Origin of the sequence: Sphingomonas sp., assembly GCF_030145815.1 — a bacterium.
Lineage (GTDB): Bacteria > Pseudomonadota > Alphaproteobacteria > Sphingomonadales > Sphingomonadaceae > Sphingomonas.
Map to the genome: position 1 here is coordinate 1 of NZ_JAIXHL010000036.1, position 23,891 is coordinate 23,891.

The 23,891-nt window shown below is 66.0% G+C and carries 19 protein-coding genes and 1 pseudogene; 12 read left to right on the forward strand and 8 right to left on the reverse strand.

Going from position 1 to position 23,891, the window contains the following annotated elements:
* The 5 genes from KYX69_RS20760 to KYX69_RS20780 form a co-directional block, all read left to right on the forward strand.
* Positions 1-1,133: SGNH/GDSL hydrolase family protein (locus KYX69_RS20760; protein WP_300501099.1), on the forward strand; the 1,133-nt coding region annotated here is incomplete at its 5' end.
* Between the two features lie 78 nt (positions 1,134-1,211).
* The gene (locus KYX69_RS20765) at positions 1,212-2,216 is read left to right on the forward strand and encodes a LacI family DNA-binding transcriptional regulator (RefSeq protein WP_300501101.1); all 1,005 of its coding nucleotides are present in this window, start codon (positions 1,212-1,214) and stop codon (positions 2,214-2,216) included.
* Between the two features lie 112 nt (positions 2,217-2,328).
* Positions 2,329-3,411: an alpha/beta hydrolase gene (locus KYX69_RS20770; RefSeq protein WP_300501103.1), complete on the forward strand. Its 1,083-nt coding sequence runs from the start codon at positions 2,329-2,331 to the stop codon at positions 3,409-3,411.
* A 104-nt stretch (positions 3,412-3,515) separates the two neighbouring features.
* Positions 3,516-5,612 (forward strand): TonB-dependent receptor, encoded by a 2,097-nt coding sequence (locus KYX69_RS20775; protein ID WP_300501104.1) that lies wholly within the window; start codon positions 3,516-3,518, stop codon positions 5,610-5,612.
* 91 nt (positions 5,613-5,703) lie between these two features.
* Entirely contained in the window at positions 5,704-6,933 is a 1,230-nt protein-coding gene (locus tag KYX69_RS20780) for an MFS transporter (RefSeq protein WP_300501106.1), read from the forward strand.
* Here the strand turns inward: KYX69_RS20780 and KYX69_RS20785 are convergent.
* The gene (locus tag KYX69_RS20785; protein WP_300501108.1) at positions 6,930-7,910 is read right to left on the reverse strand and encodes an alpha/beta hydrolase; all 981 of its coding nucleotides are present in this window, start codon (positions 7,908-7,910) and stop codon (positions 6,930-6,932) included. The genes KYX69_RS20780 and KYX69_RS20785 overlap by 4 nt on opposite strands.
* Positions 7,911-8,122: 212 nt before the next feature.
* On the opposite strand from KYX69_RS20785, the gene KYX69_RS20790 reads away from it, so the two are divergent.
* Together KYX69_RS20790 and KYX69_RS20795 are read left to right on the forward strand one after the other, a co-directional pair.
* A complete protein-coding gene (locus KYX69_RS20790; protein ID WP_300501110.1) occupies positions 8,123-9,283 on the forward strand; it encodes a glycoside hydrolase family 68 protein in 1,161 nt (386 codons plus the stop codon).
* The gene (locus tag KYX69_RS20795) at positions 9,280-10,164 is read left to right on the forward strand and encodes an ROK family protein (protein WP_300501111.1); all 885 of its coding nucleotides are present in this window, start codon (positions 9,280-9,282) and stop codon (positions 10,162-10,164) included. Before KYX69_RS20790 ends, KYX69_RS20795 begins: the two co-directional genes overlap by 4 nt.
* Before the next feature lie 18 nt (positions 10,165-10,182).
* Here the strand turns inward: KYX69_RS20795 and KYX69_RS20800 are convergent, their stop codons facing one another.
* Together KYX69_RS20800 and KYX69_RS20805 are read right to left on the reverse strand one after the other, a co-directional pair.
* Entirely contained in the window at positions 10,183-11,526 is a 1,344-nt protein-coding gene (locus KYX69_RS20800) for a neutral/alkaline non-lysosomal ceramidase N-terminal domain-containing protein (protein WP_300501113.1), read from the reverse strand.
* Positions 11,527-11,681: 155 nt separating this feature from the next.
* Positions 11,682-12,410: a GDSL-type esterase/lipase family protein gene (locus tag KYX69_RS20805; protein ID WP_300501115.1), complete on the reverse strand. Its 729-nt coding sequence runs from the start codon at positions 12,408-12,410 to the stop codon at positions 11,682-11,684.
* 8 nt (positions 12,411-12,418) lie between these two features.
* Here KYX69_RS20805 and KYX69_RS20810 point away from each other — a divergent pair, with 8 nt between their 5' ends.
* A complete protein-coding gene (locus KYX69_RS20810; RefSeq protein ID WP_300501117.1) occupies positions 12,419-13,117 on the forward strand; it encodes an ABC transporter ATP-binding protein in 699 nt (232 codons plus the stop codon).
* Positions 13,114-15,633, forward strand: a complete 2,520-nt coding sequence (locus KYX69_RS20815) for an FtsX-like permease family protein (RefSeq protein WP_300501119.1) — start codon at positions 13,114-13,116, stop codon at positions 15,631-15,633. The genes KYX69_RS20810 and KYX69_RS20815 overlap by 4 nt, the downstream gene beginning before the upstream one ends.
* 1 nt (position 15,634) lies before the next feature.
* On the opposite strand, the gene KYX69_RS20820 is transcribed toward KYX69_RS20815, so the two are convergent.
* From KYX69_RS20820 to KYX69_RS20835, 4 genes are read right to left on the reverse strand one after another with little or no spacing between them, the layout of a single operon-like run.
* On the reverse strand, positions 15,635-16,546 hold the full coding sequence (locus KYX69_RS20820) for an alpha/beta hydrolase (RefSeq protein WP_300501121.1): 912 nt from the start codon (positions 16,544-16,546) through the stop codon (positions 15,635-15,637).
* An 18-nt stretch (positions 16,547-16,564) separates the two neighbouring features.
* A complete protein-coding gene (locus KYX69_RS20825) occupies positions 16,565-17,302 on the reverse strand; it encodes a family 43 glycosylhydrolase (RefSeq protein ID WP_300501123.1) in 738 nt (245 codons plus the stop codon).
* Positions 17,303-17,320: 18 nt separating this feature from the next.
* The gene (locus tag KYX69_RS20830; protein WP_300501125.1) at positions 17,321-17,542 is read right to left on the reverse strand and encodes a hypothetical protein; all 222 of its coding nucleotides are present in this window, start codon (positions 17,540-17,542) and stop codon (positions 17,321-17,323) included.
* The gene (locus KYX69_RS20835; RefSeq protein ID WP_300501127.1) at positions 17,539-18,858 is read right to left on the reverse strand and encodes a sugar MFS transporter; all 1,320 of its coding nucleotides are present in this window, start codon (positions 18,856-18,858) and stop codon (positions 17,539-17,541) included. The genes KYX69_RS20830 and KYX69_RS20835 overlap by 4 nt, the downstream gene beginning before the upstream one ends.
* Before the next feature lie 103 nt (positions 18,859-18,961).
* Here KYX69_RS20835 and KYX69_RS20840 point away from each other — a divergent pair, with 103 nt between their 5' ends.
* The 3 genes from KYX69_RS20840 to KYX69_RS20850 are packed head-to-tail and all read left to right on the forward strand — an operon-like array spanning position 18,962 to position 23,523.
* Entirely contained in the window at positions 18,962-20,086 is a 1,125-nt protein-coding gene (locus KYX69_RS20840) for an aldose epimerase family protein (protein WP_300501129.1), read from the forward strand.
* 7 nt (positions 20,087-20,093) lie between these two features.
* On the forward strand, positions 20,094-21,884 hold the full coding sequence (locus KYX69_RS20845) for an IlvD/Edd family dehydratase (RefSeq protein ID WP_300501131.1): 1,791 nt from the start codon (positions 20,094-20,096) through the stop codon (positions 21,882-21,884).
* A 25-nt stretch (positions 21,885-21,909) separates the two neighbouring features.
* Positions 21,910-23,523, forward strand: coding sequence for an alpha-L-arabinofuranosidase C-terminal domain-containing protein (locus KYX69_RS20850; protein ID WP_300501133.1), 1,614 nt, complete (start codon positions 21,910-21,912; stop codon positions 23,521-23,523).
* A gap of 277 nt (positions 23,524-23,800) precedes the next feature.
* Here the strand turns inward: KYX69_RS20850 and KYX69_RS20855 are convergent.
* Positions 23,801-23,891: pseudogene (locus tag KYX69_RS20855) on the reverse strand (integrase catalytic subunit); the annotation flags it as partial.

Here is a 23,891-nt window from a genome sequence, read left to right on the forward strand (position 1 = left end):
CGCCGCCGCCGCCCGCAACGCCCTCGCCGATCCTGCCGACGCCGGAACGACTGCAGGATCAGACGGTGCGCATGGTGATCCGCCCGACCATCAAAGGCAGCGTGTGGCGGGTGCAATTTTCCAATGCGAGCGGCGGGGAGCCGCTGCGCATCGGCCGCGCGACGATTGCCAAGAGCGCGCAAGCCGGGGCGATCCGCGCGGATACGTCGCGGGCGCTCAGCTTTGCCGGGCAGGCGGGCGTCACGATCCAGCCGGGCGCGGTGGTGTTCAGCGATCCCGTCGCGCTCGACGTTGCGGCGCTGGAGCTGCTCGCGGTGTCGATCCACCTTCCCGACGATGTCGCAGTCAATACGCTGCATCCGCTGGGACTGCGCACTAGCTATGTCGCCAAGGGCGACCGCACCGGCGACGCGGTCCTACCCGGCGCGGACACCAACCGGTCTTATTTCTGGCTGAGCGGGCTGAGCGGGCTGGCGGTGCAGGCGGATGCCAAAGCGGGCACGATCGTCGCCTTTGGTGACTCGATTACCGATGGCTATGGCACGACGCCGGACGCAGGACGGGCGTGGCCGGAGCTGCTGGCCGAGCGGTTGCAGGGGGATGTCCGCACGCGGCACCTGTCGGTCATCAACATGGGGATTTCGGGCAACCGGGTGCGTCGCGACGGGGCCGGGCTGTCCGCGCTGGCCCGATTTGACCGCGACGTGCTCGCGCGGCCCGGCGTGCGCTGGGTGATCCTGCTGGAGGGGATCAACGACATCAACTTCGCGGCGATTCCGGGGATACCCGCGAGCGAGGCGGTGACTGCGGACGATCTGATCGCGGCCTATTCACAATTCATCGACCGTGCCCATCTGCACGGGATCAAGGTGATGGGTGGGACGATCGCGCCGACCGAAGGGACATGGCTGTATAGCGAGAAGACCGAGGCGCTGCGCCAGGCGGTGAACCAGTGGATCCGGTCGAGCGGCAAGTTCGACGCGCTGGTCGATTTCGACGCGGTGCTGCGTGATCCGGCGCGTCCAACGCGGCTCAACCCGGCCTATGATCCGGGCGATAACGTCCACCCCAACGACGCGGGCAATGCGGCGATGGCACGCGCGATCGACCTCGTCCGGTTCCGGCGCGACTAGGCTGCAACCGGGGACGGGCTTGTTGCAAAGGGGGCGGCGCGACCCTATCCCCATGGTTGCGTGAGGGGGAGGCGGAATTTGGCGCGCAAGATCAAGACCATCTACGACCTCGCCGAACTGGCGGGCGTGTCGGCAGCGACCGTATCGCGCGCGCTGGCGGGCAAGACGATGGTCAATAGCAAGACCTCCGAACGCATCCGCAAGCTTGCCGAGAAACACGACTTCCGCCCCAGCGCGCTCGCCCGCAATCTGCGCACCAAGCAGCGCGGCGCGATCGGCGTGGTGGTGCCGCTGGGCCATGATCGCGGACAGCATCTGTCCGACCCGTTCTTCATGACGCTGATCGGCTATCTCGCCGACGAGCTGAGCGAGCGCGGGTTCGACCTGATGCTGTCGCGCGTCATTCCCAATCAGGACAATTGGTTGGCGCGGCTGATCGACGCCGACCGTGTCGATGGCTTCATCATCGTCGGCCAGTCGGACCAGTCGCAGGTGCTCGATCGCACCGCCGCCGACTATCTGCCGCTCGTCGCCTGGGGCGGGTTCGTGCAGGGGCAGATCCATTGCTCGGTCGGCACCGACAATTTCCTCGGCGGGCGGCTCGCGACCCAGCATCTGATCGATCGTGGCTGTCGCAAGATCGCGTTTCTCGGCAATACTCAGGCGATCGAGCCGTCCTTGCGCCTTGAAGGTGCCAAGGCTGCGATCGCCGCGCAGGACGGGATCCGGCTGGTCGATGCGACGACCCATTTCGATTCGGAAGTCAGCGGATCGGATATCGATGCGTTTCTGGATCAATCCGACATCCTGCCCGACGGCATCTTCGCCGCATCCGATTTGATCGCGCTGACGGCGATTCAGGTGCTGGCGACGCGCGGCCTGTCGGTGCCGGGGGACGTGAGAGTGGTCGGCTATGACGACTTGTATCTGGCGCGCACCAGTGCCCCGCCGCTCTCGACGGTACGTCAGAACCTCTCCGCCGGTGCGGCGCATCTGGTCGACAGCCTGATGAAGCGCATCGCGGGCGACGCGACCGGATCGACGATCCTGACCCCCGAACTGATCGTCCGCGAGTCCAGCTGAGCCCAAGCGTCACGCGACCTACGACTTTGGTGGAGTTGACTTGCAATCGATTGCTAATAGGATGTCGCCATAACGGACCCGAGTCCGAACGATAAGTGGTTGGGAGAGTGGGATGCGCGCGAGGATTTCCATCGTCTGTGGAGCCGCTTTGCTCAGCGTCGCGACCATGCCCGTGCCCGCGCTGGCGCAGCAGGGGCCGCCGCCGGTCCAGCTCTCGGCCGAAGATGAAGCCAAGCTCGCGCCGATCGCGCCGGAACTGCGTGCGGGCGCACGCATGGCGATCGGCTTTTCCAAAATGATGGGGACGATCGACGAGGCAATGGTGCTGTCGTCGCGCAAGCGCGGCGGTGGGCCGCCGGTGCCTCCGCGCCACGCCGATATCCCGGTGGTGGAGAAGTTGATCCCCGGCCCCGCCGGCGCGCCGCAGGTCAAGCTGTTCGTGATCAATGCGAAGGCGGGGACGAGCCGCCCCGGAATCCTCCACACCCATGGCGGTGGCTATATCCTCGGCACGGCAGCGACCGATGTACGCCGGCTGCAGGACATGGCGCGCGAGCTGGATGCGGTGATCGTCAGCGTCGAATATCGCCTCGCGCCCGAAACGACTTTTGAAGGCTCGATCGAGGACAATTATGCCGGACTGCGCTGGATGTATCACAGCGCGGCGGAGCTGGGCCTCGACCGCAGCCGCATCGCAGTGACCGGCGAGAGCGCGGGCGGCGGCCATGCCGCGCTGCTGGCGATCACCGCGCGCGATCGTGGCGAGATCCCGATCGCGTTCCAGGCCTTGGTCTATCCGATGCTCGACGATCGCACCGGCGGCGCGGTGAAGCTGCCCGGCCATATCGCGACGGTCGGGTGGAGCGCATCCGAAAACCAATATGGCTGGAAGGCGTTTCTGGGGCAGGCGCCGGGGACCAACACGGTGCCCGCGCGTGCCGTGCCGGCCCGGACCCCGAACCTGGTCGGGCTGCCGCCTGCCTTCATTCAGGTCGGCGGGGTCGATCTCTTCGTCAGCGAAGATATCGACTATGCCCGGCGGTTAAATGAGGCGGGAGTGCCGACCGAGTTGCAGGTCATTCCCGGCGCCTATCATGGGTTCGATCAGCTGTCGGCGGACTCACCGCAAGCCAAGCAGTTCACGCGCGCGAAGATCGAGGCGCTGCGCCGCGCCTTTGCGCGCCCATCGCCATAAGGGGCGTCGGGATCGCCTGGGGCCGGGGCGATTCTTGACGATAGTTTTCGGCCCACTCATGCCATTTTATGCAATCGATTGAAAAAATAACCGGGGAGAGGACAATGAAGCGTTTCTGCACGTCAGTCGCGGCCATTGCGGTCGTCAGTGGTCTGGGGGCAGCCCCGGCATTTGCGCAGAGCGAACCCACAACCGCGCAGGAATCGGCGACCGATGAGGTCGTCGTGACCGCGCAAAAGGGCGGTGCACAGGCGCTGCAGGAAGTGCCGCTGGCGATCCAGGCGTTCGACGGCGAAGAGCTGAAGGAACGCAATATCAGCACCATCGGCGACCTGGTGTCGAGCGTGCCGGGCGCGTTCGAAGGGTTCCGCCAGTCCAACGGATCGCGCTTCTACAATCTGCGCGGCAGCGTGACGCAAAATGGCGACTCGCCGATCGGCTATTATCTCGATGACGCGCCGTTCATCGTCACCAATTTCGGCATCGCGCCGCCGGTGCGCTTCCTCGACATCGACCGGGTCGAAGTGCTGCGCGGGCCGCAGGGCACGCTCTATGGCCAGGGCTCGTCGGGCGGCGTGTTCATCTTCCGCACGCGCGATCCGAACCTCAAGGAATTCGACTATGCGTTCGAGGCGGAGGCATCGCAGACCCGCGGCGCCGACGGCCTTAACTATGGCGTTGCTGGCGCGATTTCGGTGCCGATCGTCAAGGATATGCTGGCGGTGCGCGTTAGCGGCGGCTTCTCGCGCGATGCCGGCTGGGCCGACGCCTATTATGGCGCGTTCGACGGCACCCCCGATGAAACCGGCGTCAATGTCGCCAAGAATGATGACATCCGCGTCGTCGCGCTGTTCCGCCCTGCGGACAACGTCAACATCCGCGCGCAATATTGGAAGTTCCGCCCGCGTCAGGGCTTTACCGGCTTCACCGCATCGGTCAATCCGCCCTATTTCCAGAACACGGCCGGGCAGGACGGTTTCTCGAACGGCGACTTCACGCTCTACAGCCTGACCGCGACCGTCGATTTCGACGCCTTCTCGATCACCAGCGCGACCAGCCAGCTCGACGGCGTGTTCGGGATCAACATCCCGCTCTCGCCCGCCGGCTCCTTCTCGAGCCAGTTCCTGCCGAGCATGTTCGCGCAGGAATTGCGGTTGAATTCAAACGGCAGCGGGCCGTTCAAATGGCTAGTCGGTGCGTCCTACCAGAACGGGTCGGGGCCGCAGGAGAACGCACTGACCCTGCCTGGGGTGGTCATCAACGCCGACAATGACACGCTGACCGAGAACTATGCGTTCTTCGGCGAGGTCAGCTATGAGCTGTTCGATGGCAAGCTGGTCCCGCTGGTGGGCTTGCGCCAATATCATGACGATCGCGCCTTTGCCGACGCGACCGAGACGCTCCCGACCACGAAGGACGTGACCACTTGGCGCGTCAACCTATCCTATCTGCCGACCGATGATCTCACGATGTTCATCTCGGCGGCGACCGGCTTCCGTCCGGGCATCGTCCAGTCGCGGGTGCAGGTCCAGTCGGTCACCGGTGCGGGCGTTCCGACGGGCGTCACGCTGGAGCCGGAATCATCGACCAACTACGAGTTTGGCGTGAAGTGGCGCAGCGCCGACCGCTCGGTAAATATCGGCCTGAACCTCTATCAGCTCGAATATACCAACCTGCAGACGTCGGTCACCGGTTCGATTGCCAACGTCAACGGCTTTGCCAATTTCGGCGACGCGAAGACCAAGGGCGTCGATCTCGAACTGCGCTGGAACACGCCGCTCAAGGGGTTCAATCTAGGCTTTGTCGGGAACTTCAACGACAGCAAATATACCCGCGTCAATCCGATCGTCGCGGCGGCCCAACCGCTGTTGCGGCCGGGTGCGCGGCTAACCAACACCCTGTCGAACAACTTCCGCGTCGATGCGGGCTATAACGGCGAGATCGCGAGTGGCGTGAACCTGTTCGGCAATTTGTCGCTTAGCCACAGCGGTGACCGCTTGCAGGGCAATGGTATCACTGCGCCATCCTATAACGTCATGGCTCTGACGCTGGGCGTGCGATACGGCGATTACGAGCTGGCACTGATCGGCAACAACCTGACTGACGAGCGTGGGCCGACCTTCGTCGGCACCAACGGCCCGTTGTCGGGATCGGGGCCGACCCCGCGCACGATCGGTCTTCGCTTCCGGGTCACGCCCTGACCGGAAACGCAACTGCGGGAAGGGCGGGGGGCAATGCGCCTCCCGCCTTTTCCGTTCTCTCGGCGCGCACGATGATTGATTGGAGAGCGGGATGAACGATCAGGCAGGACGCGACGGCGCTGCGACGTTGCTCAAGGCACTGGTGTTCCTGATGTTCGCGATGTTCGCGATGACCACCGACTCGGTCGGCACGGTCATTCCCGAGGTGATCCGCGAATTTCAGCTGGGCCTGACCGCTGGTGGGTCGTTCCAATATGCCACCATGGCGGGGATCGGCATCTCGGCGATCGCGCTCGGCTTCCTCGCTGACCGGATCGGGCGCAAGGCGACGATCCTGATCGGCCTGGTCCTGTTCGGAGTCAGCTCGGCGCTGTTCGCGGCGGGGCATGATTTCCTGTTCTTCACCAGCCTGTTGTTCATCTCCGGCATCGGCATCGGCATCTTCAAGTCGGGCGCGCTGGCGCTGATCGGCGACCTGTCGCGCTCGACCGGGGAACATGCGCGGACGATGAACCTGATCGAGGGGTTTTTCGGCGTCGGCGCGATCATCGGGCCGGCCATCGTCGCGTACATGCTCACGCAGGGTGCGAGCTGGAAATGGGTGTATATCATCGCGGCGATGCTCTGCGCGTTGCTGGTGCTGGGATCGGCCGTCGCGCGTTTCCCACGCCCGATCATCACCCGCACCGAACCGGTCCGCGCGAGCGAAGCAATCCGCATGGCCGGAGATCCCCCCGCGCGCTTCTTTGGGACCGCGTTGATGCTCTATGTCGGGGCAGAGGCGGCGATCTATGTCTGGGCGCCGACCTATCTCGCCGATTATGCGGGATCATGGCTGTGGCTGGCGGCCTATGTCGTGTCGATCTTTTTCGTGCTGCGTGCGGCGGGGCGGTTCCTGGGCGTGTGGCTGCTGGCGCGGTTCGACTGGGCGAGCGTGATCCTGGTATGCAGCGCGGCGATGGCGGCGTTGTTCTGGGTCGCGGTGATCGGGGGGCGGGAGGTCGCGATCTTCGCGCTGCCCGCCACCGGCCTGTTCATGTCGGTGCTGTATCCGACGATCAATTCGACCGGGATCAGCTGCTACGACAAGGGGCGGCACGGGTCGATCGCCGGGCTGCTGCTGTTCTTCACCTGTGTGAGCGCGGTGCTGGCACCGCTGGCGATGGGGGCGCTGGGCGAGTGGCTGGCGGATAGCAGCTATGCGATCCTGCTCGGCGGCGTGTTCGCGACATTGCTGGCGCTGCTGTGCGGCTGGAACAAGTCGCGCGCGCCGTTCGCCGCGCTGCTCGCGCAGCGCGACGCCGACGACTATCGCGCCTAACCCAGATGCCGGTCGAGCCAGGCGGCGAACAGAGCGGGCCAGTGGCCAGCGGGCGTGTCGGGCCGCCCAACGCCGAAACCGTGATTGCCCGCCTCGAACAGATGCAGCTCGACCGGTCGGTTCGCTGCCTGCAGCGCGCGCAGCATGATCATGCTGTTCTCGGCCGGCACCGCCCTGTCATCGAGCGCGTGGACGAGGAAAACGGGCGGGGTTTGCGCGGTGACATGCTGGGCGGGCGAACGTTTTGCGATCAGTTCGGTCGTGGGCGCGTTGCCGAGCAGCCGCATCGCTGACTCGCCATGCGTCACCGGCGCCGTCGCGCTGATGACGGGGTAGATCAGCGCCGTGGCAGCCGGCCGGGCGTCGAGCGCGTCGGTCGCGTCGCGCGGCGCGTGGACCGCTTCGGCAAAGCCCGTCGCCAGCGTCGCGCCGAGATGCCCGCCCGCAGAGAAGCCGACCGCAGCGACCTTCGCCGGGTCGAAGCCATAGCGGCCAGCATTGGTGCGGATCACGCGGATCGCGCGCTGGGCATCCTGCAGCGGTACGTCTTCGCGCTTCGCCCAGCCTTCGTCCGGCAGGCGATAGGTGAGGACGAACACCGTGTAGCCGCGCGCCGTCATTGCGCGGGCGACATCGACGCCTTCGTTGAGGATCGACACGAAGGTGTAGGCGCCGCCCGGAATCGACAGCAATGCGCGGCCGTTCGACTTCTCCGGACGAAATACCCGCAGCATCGGCGTGTCGATGTTGCGGACCATGATGTCGGGCCAGTCGGCGGGGACCGCGCGGGCGGTGTAGCCGCCGGCGGGGGTGCCGTTGGGCCAGAGCGGGATCTGTTCGGCATCGATCCACGCGCGCGGCATCGGCGGGAGCTTGGGGAATTGCGATGCGGCCGCGCTTGCTGTGCCAGCGCTCAGCGCCGCGAGGCCGGTAGCTCCGGCCAGAAATCCGCGCCGCCCAATATGTTCAATCTTCACCGTGCATCCTCCCGTCCCGGGCAGCGCATCGGCGCGCCCGGCTGCGGCGATAGAAGCGCGTCGGGCCGCATGTTGCAAGACGGATTCACAATCGATTGCGAAACCTGTGCGAACACGGCAAGGAGGTTTCTTGGACCCGAAGAAGGGAGAGTGGACTTGATCCGGCGAGTAGATGCGTTTTGCCCGGATGGGCTGGCCGGACCTGTCGTCCAATGAGCGCGATCAACCCGTCATCGGCGACCGTCGCTGCAGAGCAGGCGGCGATGGCAGTATGGACGCCAGAGCATGTCCGTGCGCTCGCGGGACTTCGCCACGACAGCGCTTCGCTGATTACGGACAGTGACGTGGTTCGGGTCGCGCCGGATCTCGACATCTGGGACGCGTGGCCGGTGCAGGATGCCGACGGCACGCCATCGGCATTGCCCGGCGGAAAGACATTGTGGATGGCGCTCGGCGCGCCATGCTTTGACGATCCCGATGAGCGCCACGGCCATGCCCGCATCCACCTGATCCTGCGCGACGCTACCGGCTGGCACCCGCTCGGCCCGGCCATGCCCGATGGCTTCGCGCCCGGCAGTCGTGAATGGTCCGGCTCCGCGCTGCTTGCTGCCGACCGGCGCACGGTGACGCTGTACTTCACTGCCACCGGACGGCGCGGGGAGGCGGCGCTGACCTTCGAGCAGCGCCTGTTCTGCGCCGACGCGACGCTTGATGGCGCATATCGACTGACCGACTGGCGTAACCTGCGCGAATTCGTGGTCCGCGATCCTGCGCACTACATGGCGAGCGACGCCGGCAGCGGCGCGGTCGGCACGATCAAGGCATTCCGCGACCCCGCCTATTTCCGCGATCCGCGCGACGGGCGGCACCATGTGTTCTTTGCCGCGTCGCTCGCGGACTCTGCCTCCGCCTTCAACGGCTGTATCGGCTGGGCGACCGCGCGCAACGACACGCTGGCGGACTGGGACATCCGCCCGCCGCTGATCAGCGCGGATGGGCTAAACAATGAGCTTGAGCGGCCGCACGTCGTCATGCTTGGCGGGCTCTATTACCTCTTCTGGTCGACCCAGCGGCATGTCTTCAATCCCGATGGTCCCACCGGTCCGACCGGGCTCTACGGCATGGTCAGTGACCGGATCGACGGTGGCTGGCGTCCGCTCAACGGCACCGGGCTGGTTTTCGCCAACCCTGACGCGGCGCCGAAACAGGCCTATAGCTGGCTGGTCTTGCCCGATCTTCAGGTGATCAGCTTCATCGACGCCTGGGGAAGCGACGGCAGCGACGCGAATGCGCGTCGTTTCGGCGCGACCTTTGCGCCGATGCTGCGCTTGCAGGTGCAGGGCGATGCGGCTGGACTGGAGACGGACGGATGAACCGCTATGCGGGGATCGAACTCGGCGGGACCAAGGCGATTGCCGTGCTGGCGGAGGGCAATGCGATTGTGGAGCGGCACAGCATCGCGACGGGTGAGCCGATCGCGACGTTGACCGCATTGCGCGCGATCCTCGATGGCTGGGCGGCGAGCGCGCCGCTGGCGGGGCTGGGCATCGCCAGTTTCGGTCCGATCCAGCTCGATCCGCGCGATCCGACGTTCGGGCAGATCCTCGCGACGCCCAAGCCAGGCTGGACCGGCGCGCCGGTGGCCGCGCTGCTGGGCGAGGGGCTAGCATGCCCGATGGCGATCGACACCGACGTCAACGGCGCGGCGCTGGCGGAGTATCGCTGGGGAGGTGCGGCAGGGTGCGACAGCCTCTGCTACCTCACCATCGGCACGGGACTGGGCGGTGGATTGCTGATCGGCGGACAGCCGGTGCATGGCGCGATGCATCCGGAGATCGGCCATATCCGGTTGCGGCGCGTGTCCGGTGATCGTTTCGCCGGGAACTGCCCCTTCCACGGCGATTGTATCGAGGGACTGGTGTCGGGCCCGGCACTCGCCGCGCGCTTCGGCATGGACCCGGCTTCGGCATCCGACGCAGACCCGATCTGGCACCACGTCGCCGCCGACATTGCCGAATTGTGCTGCGCGATCCTGCTGACGACGTCGGCGCGCCGCATCCTGTTCGGGGGCAGCGTGGCGCTGTCGCGTGCCTTCATCCTGCCTTGGGTGCGCGCGATCGTCGTTGCGCAGCTCGAAAGCTATCTGCCCTTCGTCACCACTGAAGCGGTCGATGAGATCATCCAGCCCGCAGGTCTCGGCGCCGACGCCGGGCCGCTCGGCGCCATCGCGCTGGCGCAGGCCGCGTCGCACTGAGCGACGCGGCCCGCCGCCTCACTTCGCGTCGACTTTCTCGATCAGATCGAGCAGGCCGTTGACGATCGCGCTCTCCGCGCAGCCCGGCTTCAGCCGCGACGACACCACTTCGAACGTGTTGTAGGCAAACGCCGCATCGTTCGGGATATAACCGGACGGCGCCATGCCGTTGGTGATGGTCGTCATCATGCTGTGCTTGAACGGCGATTCGCGCTTGAAGCGCTGGGCGATGGTCGTGAACACTTCGGCATCGACCCCGCCGATCACCGTGTCGCCGATCTTGAGCAGGCTCAGGCGGATGCTGACCGGGTCGGCATCCTCATAGGTGCCGGGATAGCCCGCGCGGCCCTTGTCCAGCCGCTTGCGGCCGGGGCAGGTGACGCTGGTCTGCGCGCCCTGAATGCGCGCCTCCGCCACGGGGCGCTCCAGGCTGGCGCGGCTGACGTGCAACACTTCCTCGCCGAGCATCTGGCCCATCGATTTCACCATCTGCTTCTGCTGTTCCATCAGCATCGCGACACGCGGATTGTTGCGGTCCATGCCGGTGCCGCCCGGGGGCATCGCGTTGCTGATATCCTCGCCGCGCTTGGCATAATCGGCGGTGCGGATCGCGCGCAGCTCATAGGTCTGGTTGAAATAGATCGGATTCTGGTCGCCCGCCGCGCCGTTCGAATAGACCGCGACCGCGTCCCCGCCCAGCGACTGTTCGATATAGTTTGACGCAGCACCGGGCAGGTCGGCGCTGACCAGGTCGAGATTGCCGGTCAGCACGGCATGCACGCCATAGTTGAAATAAACCGCGATCGGCGCGCCCTCCAGCGTTTCGAACCGCACCACTGCGACGGTCTTGTCCGACACGCCCTCATAATTCGGCCCCTCCCACCAGCGGCGATTGTTGGGGTCGATGATGTTGCGGTTGACGTTGATATAGGAAACGCCGGTGCCATAGGCCATGCGCGCGGGCTTTGCCGCCGCCGCCGCCTTGCGGATCGCGTCGAAAATCTGCGCTTCATAGGCCGGGCCGCGCATCCATGGCGCGCTGTGGGTGTGGCTGGCGGTCAGCAGCAACTGGCTGGTCGGGATCTTGAGCTCACGCTCGACCCGCGCGGCGACGTTCTGCCACGTCTCCGTCATGATCGCCCCGGCATCGACCGTCACCATGGCCGCGCGCGTCTTGCCGTCATCGACCACGATCGCGCGGACGTTGAGCGGGTCGAGCACGCCGAGCATGTTCTTGGGCATCTCGGCCGGTTTGGGCGTGATGTCGACTTTGGCCGCACCGACCTTGAGCGCCTGCGCCGAGGCGGGGAGGGCGACGCACATCAGGGTGGCGGCACAGGCCGCGCGAAGCTCAATCTTCATGGCAAGACATCCCGTTGGAACCGAGGGCAGACAGCGGCGGAACGGCACGCAGATGCGCTTTCAGCATGATCCTCTCCACCTGACGACCGCATTTTGCAATCGATTGCTGTCGGTGTAACGCAGCGCCGCGGCGGTTGGCAACCCAAAAGGGGATGTTAGCCCGTGGCGTCCTGTTTCAGCGCCGCCGCCACAAGCGGCGTGACTCGGCCCACGATCTTTTCCAGCCCCTTGGGGTTGGGATGGATGCGGTCGGGCAGCATCAGTGCCGGGTCGGTCACGACCTGATCCAGAAAGAACGGATACAGCACCGCGTCATAGCGCTTTGCCAGATCGCCATAGATCGCGTTGAATGCATCGGCATAATCGCGGCCCATATTCGGCGCAGCGATCATCCCGGTGAGCATGATCGGGATGCCGCGCTTTTTCAGTTCCTCGCAGATCGCGGTCAGGTTCGCGCGTGTCTCGGCCGGGTCGATGCCGCGCAGCATGTCGTTGCCGCCCAGATTGACCATCACAAGGTCCGGCTTGCGATCCAGCCCGTCGAGCGTGAAGGCCAGGCGGCGCAGGCCCGCCGAGCTGGTATCGCCCGACACGCCAGCGTTGCGGACGGTTGCGGCGATCCCGCGCGCTGCCAGCGCCTTCTCCAGCTGCGCCGGGAAACTCTCCTGCGGCAGCACGCCATAGCCGGCGTAGAGGCTGTCCCCCATGGCAACGACCAGCCGCGTGTCGGCCTTCTCCGCACCGGCACTGGCCACTGCCATGGGGGTCGGCGGGGTCGCGAGCGACTGGTTCGCCGCATCATTTTCACCCGAACATGCGCTCAGCCCTTGGAGGAGCAGCACCGCGCCCGCATATGGGGCAAGCTTTCTGATCAAGGACGTCATCTCCACCTATGTCGATCGAACCGGTGGCGGATATCGCAATCCGCGCGCGCAATGTCACCCTGACGCTTGGAACGCGCGAAGCGCCGACCGAAATTCTCAAGGGAATCGATGTCGACATCGCGCGCGGGAGCAGCGTCGCGATCCTCGGTCCGTCGGGATCGGGCAAATCGTCGCTGATGGCGATCCTGTCGGGGCTGGAACAGGCGAGCGGCGGCAGCGTGAGTGTTGCGGGCATCGCCTATGACACGCTGGACGAGGATGGGCTGGCGCGCGCGCGGCGCGGTCGGGTGGGGATCGTGCTGCAGGCGTTTCACTTGCTCCCGACGATGACCGCGCTGGAGAATGTGGCGGTGCCGCTGGAGCTGGCGGGCGCGGACGACGCCTTTGCGCGCGCGGCGACGGAGCTTGAGGCGGTCGGCCTCGGCCATCGCCTCACCCATTACCCGGTGCAACTGTCGGGCGGCGAGCAGCAGCGCGTCGCCATTGCCCGTGCGGTGGCGGGGCGGCCAGACATCATCTTCGCCGACGAACCGACCGGCAATCTCGACGGCACCACCAGCGGCGTGATCGTCGACCTATTGTTCGACCGCCAGCGTGCGGCGGGCGCGACGTTGCTGATCATCACCCATGACCCAGCGCTCGCCAGCCGCTGTGACCGCGTGCTCACGATGCGCGACGGGCATATCGTTGCGGACAGCGCTGCATGAGGGCCCTGGGCTGGCGCGCGGCCTGGAACATCGCGCGGCGTGACCTGCACGCCGGTTTTCGCGGGCTGCGGCTGCTGCTCGTCTGCCTGTTTCTCGGCGTCGCGACGCTGGCGACGATCGGCAGCCTGACCGCGTCTATCACGGGCGAGATTTCCGCGCGCGGCCAGGTGCTGCTCGGTGGCGATGTCGAGGTGGGGATGACCCAGCGCCAGGCAGCGGCGCAGGAGCGCGCGGCATTCACCGCGCTCGGCACGGTCAGTGACACGATCCGCACGCGTGCGATGGCGCGACGCACGACGCCGATCGCGGGCGCACCCGACGCGGTGCTGACCGAACTCAAGGGCGTCGATGCCCGCTATCCGCTATACGGAAGCCTGACCTTGGAGCAGGGCCGCTACGCCCCGCTCGCGCCCGACGCGATCCTCATCGGCAAGTCGCTGTCGGAGCGGCTGTTGCTCAAGGCCGGCGACCGCATGCGCTATGGCGATGCTGAGTTCCGCATCGTCGGCATGATCGCCGACGAGCCCGACCGCGTGGGGGAGGGGTTCACGCTCGGCCCCGTGGCGATCGTCTCGCTCGACGGGATGAAGCGCACAGGGCTGCTCCAGCCGGGCGCACTGTACGAAACCAAATACCGCATCCGCCTCAACCCCAGCGTGACGCCGGAAGAGGCGGTTGACGGCCTCAAGCAGCGCTTCGCCACCGCCGGGTTCGAATACAAGACCCGCGACCGTGCCGCACCGGGCGCCGTGCGCTTTTTCGAGCGGATGGGGCAGTTTCTGTCGTTGATCGGTTTGGCCGCGTTGGTCATCGCCGGGATCGGGGTGAGCAACGGCGTCGCCTCCTATCTGGGGCAGAAGCGCGGCGGGATCGCGACGTTCAAGATCCTCGGCGCGACTTCGGCCGATATCAGCCGCATCTACCTTCTCCAGATCGCCGCCGCGTCGGCGCTGGCCGTGGGTGCGGGGCTGGTGGTCGGTGCGGTGCTGCCGATCGCGTTCGTCGCGCTGGCGGGTGACCTGCTGCCGGTCGCGCCGGGCTTCGCGATCTATCCGCTGCCGCTGGTGACCAGCGCCGCTTATGGCCTCCTGATCGCCTTTGCCTTTGCCATGCCGCCGCTGGCGCGCGCGCGCACCCATCCGGCAGCTGCGCAGCTGCGCAGCGGGGTCGAGGAATCGCGCCGGATCGACCGCCGCAGCACGCTGCTGGTCGCCCTCGCTGGCGCGCTGGTCGTGACGCTGGCGCTTGTGACCGCGCGTGAGCCGATCTTCGCCGCCGCCGTGCTAGGCGCGGTGGCCCTGGTGCTGCTCGTGCTGCTCGGCATTGGCGCGCTGATCCGTCGCGTGTCGGCCAAACTGCCGCGTCCGCGTCGCCCGCTGCTGCGCCTCGCCCTGTCCAACCTGCACCGACCCGGCGCGCAGACGGTGGCGCTGGTGATCGCGCTCGGCCTCGCGCTCACCCTGTTCGTCACGCTCGCCGCGATCCAGACCAGCCTCGATGCCGAGATCGAGCGCGCGGTGCCGCAACGCGCGCCGAGCCAGTTCGTGCTCGATATCCCGTCCGAATCCCGCGACGCCTTCGCCGCGCTGGTGAAGCGCGAGGCGCCCGAGGCAAAGCTCAACATCGTGCCGTCGTTGCGCGGCACGATCACCGCCTATGGCAACACCCGCGTCGCCGACCTCAAGACCCTGCCCGAAGGCGCATGGTTCCTGCGCGGCGAGCGTGGCGTGACCTACTCCGCCGTGCTGCCAGAGGGCAGCGAGCTGGTCGCCGGGCAATGGTGGCCCAAGGATTATGCCGGGCCGCCGCTCGTCTCGCTTGACCGTGAGGCCGCGACGCTTCTCAACGTCGGCGTCGGCGACACCATGACCGTCAGCATCCTCGGTCGCGAGATTACGGCGCGGATCGCGTCGCTGCGACAGGTAAATTGGGACACGATGGGCTTCAACTATATCCTCGTCTTCTCGCCCAACACCCTTGCCGCCGCGCCGCACAGCCTGACCGCGACCATCGACATGGAGCCGAAGAACGAGGGCAAGGTGTCGCGCGCGCTGCTCGGCGCCTTCCCCTCGGCCTCGATTATCGCGGTAAGCGAGGTGGTGGGACAGGTACGCACGATCCTCGACCAGATGGCGACCGCGATCCTGCTCTCTGCATCGGTGACGATCCTCGCCGGCATCGCGGTGCTGGTCGGCGCGATCGCCGCGTCGCGACAGGCGCGCAGCTATGACAGCGTCATCCTCAAGACATTGGGTGCGACGCGGCGGCAGATCCTTGCGGCACAGGCGCTCGAATATGCGCTGCTCGCCCTGACCCTCGCGGCGCTGGCGCTGGCGCTTGGCGGGCTGGCGGCGTGGTATGTCATCACCGGCGTGTTCGAGTTCGGCTGGGCACCCGACTGGAGCATCGTCGCGGCGACGCTGGGATTGGGCGCGCTACTGACGCTCGGGATCGGGCTGCTTGGGTCGCTGCCGGTGCTGTCGGTTCGTCCGGCGCAGGCGTTGCGGAGGCTGTAAGCTATTTGCGCTTCAGATAGCCGTGCATCGTCATCCAGCTGACAAAGGCGTCGAACCAGCCGGTGCTGGTCGTCTCCTTGGGATACATGCCGAAACCATGACCACCCTGTTCGTAGAGGTGGAACTCGACCGGGCGCTTGGCGGTGCGCCACGTATTGACCAGGCCATAGTCGATATTGCCGAACAGCGGATCGTCGGCCGCCAGCGCGACGAATAGCGGCGGCGCATCAGCGGGGATCGTCATCGCCGACAGCGGACCATAGATGTTGCCGATAAAGGCGGGCTTGGCATCCACCCCGGCGACCGTCGTCGCCATCGTCAGCATCGCGCCGGCCGAAAAGCCGACCATGCCAATGCGGTTCGGATCGATCCTCCACTCTCCGGCACGCTTGCGCACCAGCGCGAAGGCGGCGCGCGCGTCAGTGATCTGTGGCGCCAGCCCGGCGAGCTGCGCATCGGGAGAGGGGCGGGCGGGGCGCGCGGCGCCGGAGAACATCTGGCGCATCGAGGCCTCGAACCCGGCCATGTCCGCCGGGGTCTGATTGAGGCGGTATTTGAGAACGAAGGCGGCGATCCCGCGATCGGCCAGCGCGCGCGCCACCGCCCAGCCTTCATTCTCCATCGACAACGTGCGGAAGCCGCCGCCCGGCGCGACGATCACGGCAGTGCCGGTCGCCTTGGCTGGGTCCGGAAGAAAGGGGGTCAGCGTCGCTTCGGTCACATTGCGCGCGAACACGCTGCCATATTGGCTGTGCCAGCTTTCCGGGTTTGTGCCGCCGGGGAGCTGACCGGTGTCGAGCGGGATCGCGTTCGGCTGAGCGGGCGTCGCAATTTGGGTCATCCGATCGCTCTGCGCCTGAACCGGAGCGGCGACGAGCAGGGCGGCGACAAATGCGGAAGCGCGGAAGAGCATGGCGTTTCTCCTCTGGGATCAGCGAGTGGGTGGCGGTGCGGTTACGCCCGCATCGGTCTGGACGACGGGCTGCATCAGGCCGTTGGGGTCGTAGCGCAGATGCTCGATCGTCACCGCGCGGCGACCGAGCGCGCCCTGCTGATCGCCGATGGTAAGCGCGGCATTGTGCAGGAACAGGTACCAATTGCTTTTGAACTGCACGATTCCGGGATGGATCGTGAAGCTGTTCTTGCCCGATCCGGTCAGCTCGCCGCGATAGGTCCACGGCCCCGTGATCGACGGCGCGGTGGAATAGGACACGCGCTCATCGGTATGCGTCTTGCGGTCGAGCGAGGCGTAGGTGAGGTAATAGAGCTTGCCGCGCATGTGCAGCCACGGCCCTTCCTCGAAATGCGGCGGCGTGATCTCGGTGATCGCGCCATCGATCTCGATCATGTTCGGCTTGAGCTTGGCGATGTACGCCTGACGATTGCCCCACGCGATCCAGGTGCTGCCATCGTCGTCGGTGAAGACCGTGGGGTCGATATCCTCCCAGCTATGCGTCTCCTTGGGCGTCATGCTGTTGGTGATGAGCGCGCTGCCCCTGGCATCGACGAACGGCCCGGTCGGCGTGTCCGACACCGCGACCCCGATCGCCTTGCCGGGGTTCGTGTCGTCATGCTCGACCGCGGCGTAGAACCAGAATTTGCCGTTCTTCTGAATCGCCTGCGCCGCCCAGGCATCCTTCTTCGCCCATTTGAAGTCGGCGACGTTCATGATCGGACCGTGATCGGTCTAGCTGCGCATGTCGGTGGTTGAATAGACCAGCCATTCGCGCATGTTGAACATCTCGTCCCCGCGCGCCTCATCATGTCCGACATAGAGGTAGAGCCGGTTGCCGACGACGAGCGGCGCGGGGTCGGCGGTGAACTTGTCGCGGATGATCGGGTTCGACCCCGGCATTGGCGTCGTCTGCGTCAGCGCCAGCGCGGCGGCGAGGATCGCGGCGCGGATCATGCGTCGGTTTCCTCAACCGGCTTCGATCCCCACAGCGCATACCACAGTACATAGAGCTCGCACGCGGCGGTCAGCAGGAACGACATCTGCAGGCCGAAACTGTCCGCCAGCCAGCCCTGCACAGCAACCAGCGCGCCGCCTGCAATAGCCATGATCAGGAGGCCTGAGGCTTCTTCGGTATAACGCCCCAGCCCCTTGATCCCGAGCGTGAAGATCGTCGGGAACATGATCGAGTGGAACAGGCCGACCAGGATCAGCGACCACATCGCTACGGGTCCGTCGACGAACACCGTCACCAGCATGACGATGAACGCGCCGACGCTGAAGCAGGCGAGCAGCGTCTCCGCCCTGATCCAGCGCATCGCGATGGCGCCCGCGAAGCGCCCGACCATCATGCCCAGCCACATCAGGGTGAGGTAACGGCCCGCCTGTTCGGTCGTCAGGTTGGCGATGCTGGGCTGGGCGACGAAATTGACGAACAGGTTGGCGACGCCGATCTCGGCGATCAGATAGATGAAGATGGCCGGCACGCCCCAGACGAGGTTGCGGTGCCGCCACATCGGGTGCGTCACGAAGCGGATCCAGGCAGTGCCAGTCTTTGCTACACCGTCGTTGATCCGCGCCGTCGCCTTGCCCATCGCGGGCAGCGGGAAGCGGCCGATGATCAGCGCCAGGATCACCAGCACCAGCGCGACCAGGCCATAGGGCAGGATCACCGACTGCGCGTCCGCCAGTCGCTCTGCCTGGGTCAGCACCCGGCCGTGCTCGGCAGTGCCGCCGACCGAGCGGCCAAGGATCAGATAGGCACCGAACAACGGTGCGAGCACGGTGCCGAGCGAGTTGAACGCCTGTACCAGGTTAAGCCGCGACGACGACGTCTCCGCCGGACCAATCACCGCCACATAGGGGTTCGCCGCGACCTGCAGCAACGTGATCCCGCTAGCGATCACGAACAACATGGTCAGCGTGACGCCATAGGACGGGATGCTCGCCGCCAGCATCATGCCGAGCGACCCCGCCGCCATGATCAACAGTCCGGTGACCAGCGCTTTCTGATAGCCGATGCGCTCGATGAGCTTCGCCGAAGGGATCGAGGCGACGAAATAGGCGATGAACCACACGCTCTCGATCAGCGTGGTTTCGGTGTAGTTGAGGTCGAATACGCTGCGCAGATGCGGCAGCAGCGTCCCGTTGATGACGGTGATGAACCCCCACATGAAAAACAGGCTGGCAAGCAATGTCAGCGCCGGGCGGTAGCTGCGCGGCGACGCTCCATCGCTAGGCGGACTCGTCGCGCTGATCGGTGACACTGCCATGCAACCCCTCCATGTCCGGCAATTTGCTTGCCCGTTATTTTGTCGGAGTATAAGCAAGCGCGACACCGGTCAATCCGGGCAAGGCAAAAGGGGGAGTCGGATGATGAGGGTGATGATGGTCGCGGCACTGCTCTGCGCAACTGCAACTCCTGCTTACGCTGCGGACGCGGTGCGCAGCGACGCGGGCAAGCTGGCCGACGGCACGCCGATCGAGGCGGTGACGCTGAAAAACACGCGCGGCGTTTCCGCTCGGATCCTCACCTATGGCGCGACGCTGCAGTCGCTGGTCGCGCCCGATCGTGCAGGCAAACCGGCCGAAATCACGCTCGGCTTCGACGATGCCGCCGATTACGAAAAGAAGCCCAATTATTTCGGCGTCACCGTCGGCCGCTATGCCAACCGCATCGACGCGGGACGCTTCACGCTCGACGGGCGGGTTTATCAGTTGACCCAGAACGACAAGGCCAATTCGCTGCACGGCGGCGTGCAGGGCTTCGACAAGCGCAACTGGCGGATTTTGTCGGTGTCGAGCGGTCCCACCGCGCGCGTCGTGATGGCGCTGACCAGCCCCGATGGCGACCAGGGCTATCCCGGCAATCTGGAGGTCAAGGTCACCTATGCGCTCGATGACAAGGGCGACCTGACGATCGAATTCGACGCGACGACCGACAAGCCGACCATCGTCAACATGACCAACCACGCGCTGTTCAACATGGCCGGCGACGGTGCGCCCGAGGGCACGTCGCGCCAGCTGCTGACGATCCCGGCGCGCGCCTATACCCCGGTCGACGCGGCGCTGATCCCGACCGGCGAGCTGAAACCGGTCCCGGGCGGAGTGTTCGATTTCCGCCAGCCCCGGCTGATCGCCGAAGGGCTGCGCGACGGGCGCGATCCGCAGATCGTCGCGGGGCGCGGCTATGATCACAACTGGGCGCTCGACAAGGGCCAGACCGCGACGCCGCAGCTCGCCGCGCGGCTGGAAGACCCGGTGTCGGGGCGCGTCCTGGAAGTGCTGAGCACAGAGCCCGGGCTGCAATTCTACAGCGGCAATTTTCTCGACGGCACCGTCGCGGGGCGTAGCGGGCGCATCTATCGCATGGGCGACGGCATCGCGCTTGAGCCGCAGAAATTCCCCGATGCGCCGAACAAGCCGGCCTTCGCATCGGCGCGGGTCGATCCGGGCAAGCCGTATCGCCACGTCATGATCTACCGCCTCTCGACAAATTGAGCCCAAGATGACCACCGACAAGCCGCTGCGCTCGCGCGCCTGGTTCGATAACCCCGACAATATCGACATGACCGCGCTCTATCTGGAACGGTACCTCAATTTCGGCCTCAGCCTCGACGAGCTGCGTTCGGGCAAGCCGATCATCGGGATCGCCCAGACGGGATCGGATTTGAGCCCGTGCAACCGCCACCATCTGGTGCTGGCCGAACGGGTGCGCGAGGGGATCCGCGAGGCGGGCGGGATCGCGATCGAATTTCCGGTCCATCCGATCCAGGAAACCGGCAAGCGGCCCACTGCCGGGCTCGACCGCAACCTTGCCTATCTTGCGCTGGTCGAGGTGCTCTACGGCTATCCGCTCGACGGGGTGGTGCTGACCATCGGGTGCGACAAGACCACGCCGGCGTGCCTGATGGCGGCGGCGACGGTGAACATCCCGGCCATCGCGCTGTCGGTGGGGCCGATGCTCAATGGCTGGCACAAGGGCGAGCGGACCGGATCGGGGACGATCGTGTGGAAGGCGCGCGAGATGCTGGCGGCCGGGGAAATTGACGCGGATGAATTCATCCGCCTCGTCGCCTCGTCCGCACCCTCGACCGGCTATTGCAACACGATGGGCACGGCGACGACGATGAACAGCCTTGCCGAGGCGCTCGGCATGTCGCTGCCCGGATCGGCGGCGATCCCCGCGCCGTATCGCGACCGGCAGGAGGTCGCGTACCGCACCGGCCTGCGCATCGTCGAGATGGTGCGGGAGGATCTGAAGCCCTCCGACCTGCTGACGCGCGAGGCGTTCCATAATGCGATCCGGGTCAACAGCGCGATCGGCGGCTCGACCAATGCGCCGATCCATCTCGCCGCGATTGCGCGCCATATCGGTGCCGAGCTGCCGATCGACGATTGGCAGGCCGTGGGTCGTGAGGTGCCGCTGCTGGTCAACCTTCAGCCGGCGGGCGAGTATCTGGGCGAGGATTACTACCGCGCGGGCGGCGTCCCGGCGGTGGTGGCGCAATTGATGCGGCACGGGCTGATCCACGAAGGCGCATTGACCGCCAATGGCCGCACGATCGGCGACAATTGCCGCAATGCGACGATTGAGGACGAGCGAGTGATCCGCCCGTTCGAGAACCCGATCCAGCCCGCCGCAGGCTTCCTGGTGCTGCGCGGCAATCTGTTCGATTCGGCGATCATGAAGACCAGCGTGATCTCCGACGAATTCCGCGCGCGGTATCTCTCCAACCCTGACGATCCCGAAGCGTTCGAGGGGCCAGTGGTCGTGTTCGACGGGCCGGAGGATTATCACGCACGCATCGACGATCCTGCCCTTGGGATCACCGCCGAGACGCTGCTGATCATGCGCGGGGCGGGGCCGATCGGCTATCCCGGCGCGGCGGAGGTCGTGAACATGCGGCCGCCCGATTATCTGATCACCGCCGGCGTGCGCAGCCTGCCGTGCTTGGGCGACGGGCGGCAATCGGGAACGAGCGGGAGCCCGTCGATCCTCAACGCATCGCCGGAAGCTGCGGCGCTGGGTGGTCTCGCATTGCTGCGCGACGGTGACCGGGTGCGGATCGACTTGAAGTCCGGGACCGCGAACATGCTGGTTTCCGATGCCGAGCTGGCCGAACGCCGCCGGGCACTCGAGGCAGCGGGGGGCTATCCCTATCCGGCATCGCAGACCCCGTGGCAGGAAATCCAGCGCAATCTGGTCGGCCAGATGGAGGGCGGCGCGATCCTGGAGGGCAGCGAAGCCTATCAGCGCATCGCCCAGACGCGCGGATTGCCACGCGACAATCATTGAGCGCACCGACCGGAGGGAGAGGATGATGAAGCACTTCATGCTGGCAGGGTCGCTCCTCGCCACGGCGGTCCCCGCATTCGCGCAGCAGTCCGACGCTCCGGTCACGGTCACGGTTCAGACCGACAAGTCCGGGCCGAAGATCAACCGCCACATCTTCGGCCAGTTCGCCGAGCATCTCGGCACCGGCATCTATGGCGGCGTATGGGTCGGGCCGAATTCGAACATCCCCAATGTGCGCGGCATCCGCAGCGACGTGGTGGCGGCATTGCGCGAGATTCGCGTGCCGAATGTGCGCTGGCCGGGCGGCTGCTTCGCCGACGAATATCACTGGCGCGACGGCATCGGCGATCCGGCCAAGCGGCGCGTGACGGTCAATTCCAACTGGGGCGGAGCGATCGAGAATAACGCGTTCGGAACGCACGAATTCTTCGATTTCATCGAGCAGATCGGCGCTGAAGCGTTCGTGTCGATCAATGTTGGCTCGGGCAGCTACAAGGAGGCCGCCGACTGGGTCGCCTATATGACCGCCGACACCCGCAACACGGCGGGGCAGGAGCGTGCGGCGAACGGGCGGACCGAGCCGTGGAAGATCCGGTTCCTCGGCATCGGCAACGAAAGCTGGGGATGCGGCGGCAATATGCGGCCCGAATATTATACCGACGAGCTGAAGCGCTACGCCCGGTTCGCGCGCAACTACAACCCGGCGCAACAGGCGTTTCCGAACCCCGCCAACCCCTCGGCACCCTTGCCCAATCCGGACCAGATGCTGCGCGTCGCAGTCGGGCCGAGCGATGGCGATACCGCCTATACCGAAGGGGTGATGAAGGCATGGAAGGCTCGCGACTGGAGCTGGGGCATCGAGGGGCTGTCGCTGCACAGCTACACGCTGGTGAAGTGGCCGCCGGCCTATGACTCGGTCAATTTCGCCGAGAAGGAATATGCCGAGCTGATCCAGTCCACCCTGCTGATGGACGAGCGGCTCCGCACCCATTCGGCGATCATGGACAAATATGATCCCGAGAAGAAGGTGCCGCTGATCGTCGACGAATGGGGCGTGTGGCTGGCCAAGCTGCCCGGATCGCCCGAGGGCTTCCTGCAGCAGCAGAACTCGCTGCGCGACGGCATCATCGCCGCGCTCAACTTCAACATCTTCGCGCGCCATGCCGATCGCGTACAGGGCGCCAACATCGCACAGATGGTCAATGTGCTTCAGTCGCTGATCCTGACCGACGGGCCGAAGATGGTGCTGACCCCGACCTATCACATCCACAAGATGTACCGGCCGTTCCAGGACGCGACGCTGGTGCCGGTCAGCTTCGACGCGGGGCAATATCGTCAGGGCGATGTCACGCTCCCGCGCGTCGACGCGGTCGCGGTGCGCGCGAGCGACGGGAAATTGTGGCTGTCGCTGGTCAATCTCGATCCGGCCAAGCCTGCCGAGATGCGGCTGGAGATCCCGGGCGTGAAGGCCAAATCCGCCGCCGGCACGGTGCTGACGGCGGCGAAGGTCAACAGCATCAACAGCTTCGACGCCCCCGATGCGGTGAAGCCCCAGCCTATCGCGGGCCGCGTCGCGGGCAGCGCGGTGAGCGTGCGCCTGCCGGCCAAGTCGGTAACGATGCTGGAGATTATGGAGTAGGGCCGCGCCCTCGTCCCGGAGTTCAAGGGGCGAGTGGTGTGGTAGAAACTGACAACGTTACGGGCAACGCGTGCGATTCTGTCAGCTTTGGGCGGGATGCGCGGGGCGCAGAAAAAGCTGAAAAGAGCGTCCGGGGTCGGCATCGGACATCGCAGATATGCCGGATCGGGACTTGTAGGAAAGAGCTATCGTTTCATTCTGACAAAGTGTGGCGGGAATGGCGAAAACTGGTTGGAAAGCGGTTGATCTGCCCCCACCGAGTGGACCGATAGGTTTGTTAGTGGATTAAGCCCATCGCCGCCATATCCGGACGGAGGTGGAGCGAAGCGGAACCGGAGGCCGGATATGGCGGTGTCGCCGTTTCCGGT

Excerpts from the sequence above, each read along its gene's own strand:
- KYX69_RS20770 (WP_300501103.1), top strand. The coding sequence starts at position 2,329 with ATGCGCGCGAGGATTTCCATCGTCTGTGGAGCCGCTTTGCTCAGCGTC.
- KYX69_RS20775 (WP_300501104.1), top strand. The coding sequence starts at position 3,516 with ATGAAGCGTTTCTGCACGTCAGTCGCGGCCATTGCGGTCGTCAGTGGT.
- KYX69_RS20780 (WP_300501106.1), top strand. The coding sequence starts at position 5,704 with ATGAACGATCAGGCAGGACGCGACGGCGCTGCGACGTTGCTCAAGGCA.
- KYX69_RS20790 (WP_300501110.1), top strand. The coding sequence starts at position 8,123 with ATGAGCGCGATCAACCCGTCATCGGCGACCGTCGCTGCAGAGCAGGCG.
- KYX69_RS20795 (WP_300501111.1), top strand. The coding sequence starts at position 9,280 with ATGAACCGCTATGCGGGGATCGAACTCGGCGGGACCAAGGCGATTGCC.
- KYX69_RS20800 (WP_300501113.1), bottom strand. The coding sequence starts at position 11,526 with ATGAAGATTGAGCTTCGCGCGGCCTGTGCCGCCACCCTGATGTGCGTC.
- KYX69_RS20805 (WP_300501115.1), bottom strand. The coding sequence starts at position 12,410 with ATGACGTCCTTGATCAGAAAGCTTGCCCCATATGCGGGCGCGGTGCTG.
- KYX69_RS20810 (WP_300501117.1), top strand. The coding sequence starts at position 12,419 with ATGTCGATCGAACCGGTGGCGGATATCGCAATCCGCGCGCGCAATGTC.
- KYX69_RS20815 (WP_300501119.1), top strand. The coding sequence starts at position 13,114 with ATGAGGGCCCTGGGCTGGCGCGCGGCCTGGAACATCGCGCGGCGTGAC.
- KYX69_RS20820 (WP_300501121.1), bottom strand. The coding sequence starts at position 16,546 with ATGCTCTTCCGCGCTTCCGCATTTGTCGCCGCCCTGCTCGTCGCCGCT.
- KYX69_RS20825 (WP_300501123.1), bottom strand. The coding sequence starts at position 17,302 with ATGAACGTCGCCGACTTCAAATGGGCGAAGAAGGATGCCTGGGCGGCG.
- KYX69_RS20830 (WP_300501125.1), bottom strand. The coding sequence starts at position 17,542 with ATGATCCGCGCCGCGATCCTCGCCGCCGCGCTGGCGCTGACGCAGACG.
- KYX69_RS20835 (WP_300501127.1), bottom strand. The coding sequence starts at position 18,858 with ATGGCAGTGTCACCGATCAGCGCGACGAGTCCGCCTAGCGATGGAGCG.
- KYX69_RS20840 (WP_300501129.1), top strand. The coding sequence starts at position 18,962 with ATGAGGGTGATGATGGTCGCGGCACTGCTCTGCGCAACTGCAACTCCT.
- KYX69_RS20845 (WP_300501131.1), top strand. The coding sequence starts at position 20,094 with ATGACCACCGACAAGCCGCTGCGCTCGCGCGCCTGGTTCGATAACCCC.
- KYX69_RS20850 (WP_300501133.1), top strand. The coding sequence starts at position 21,910 with ATGAAGCACTTCATGCTGGCAGGGTCGCTCCTCGCCACGGCGGTCCCC.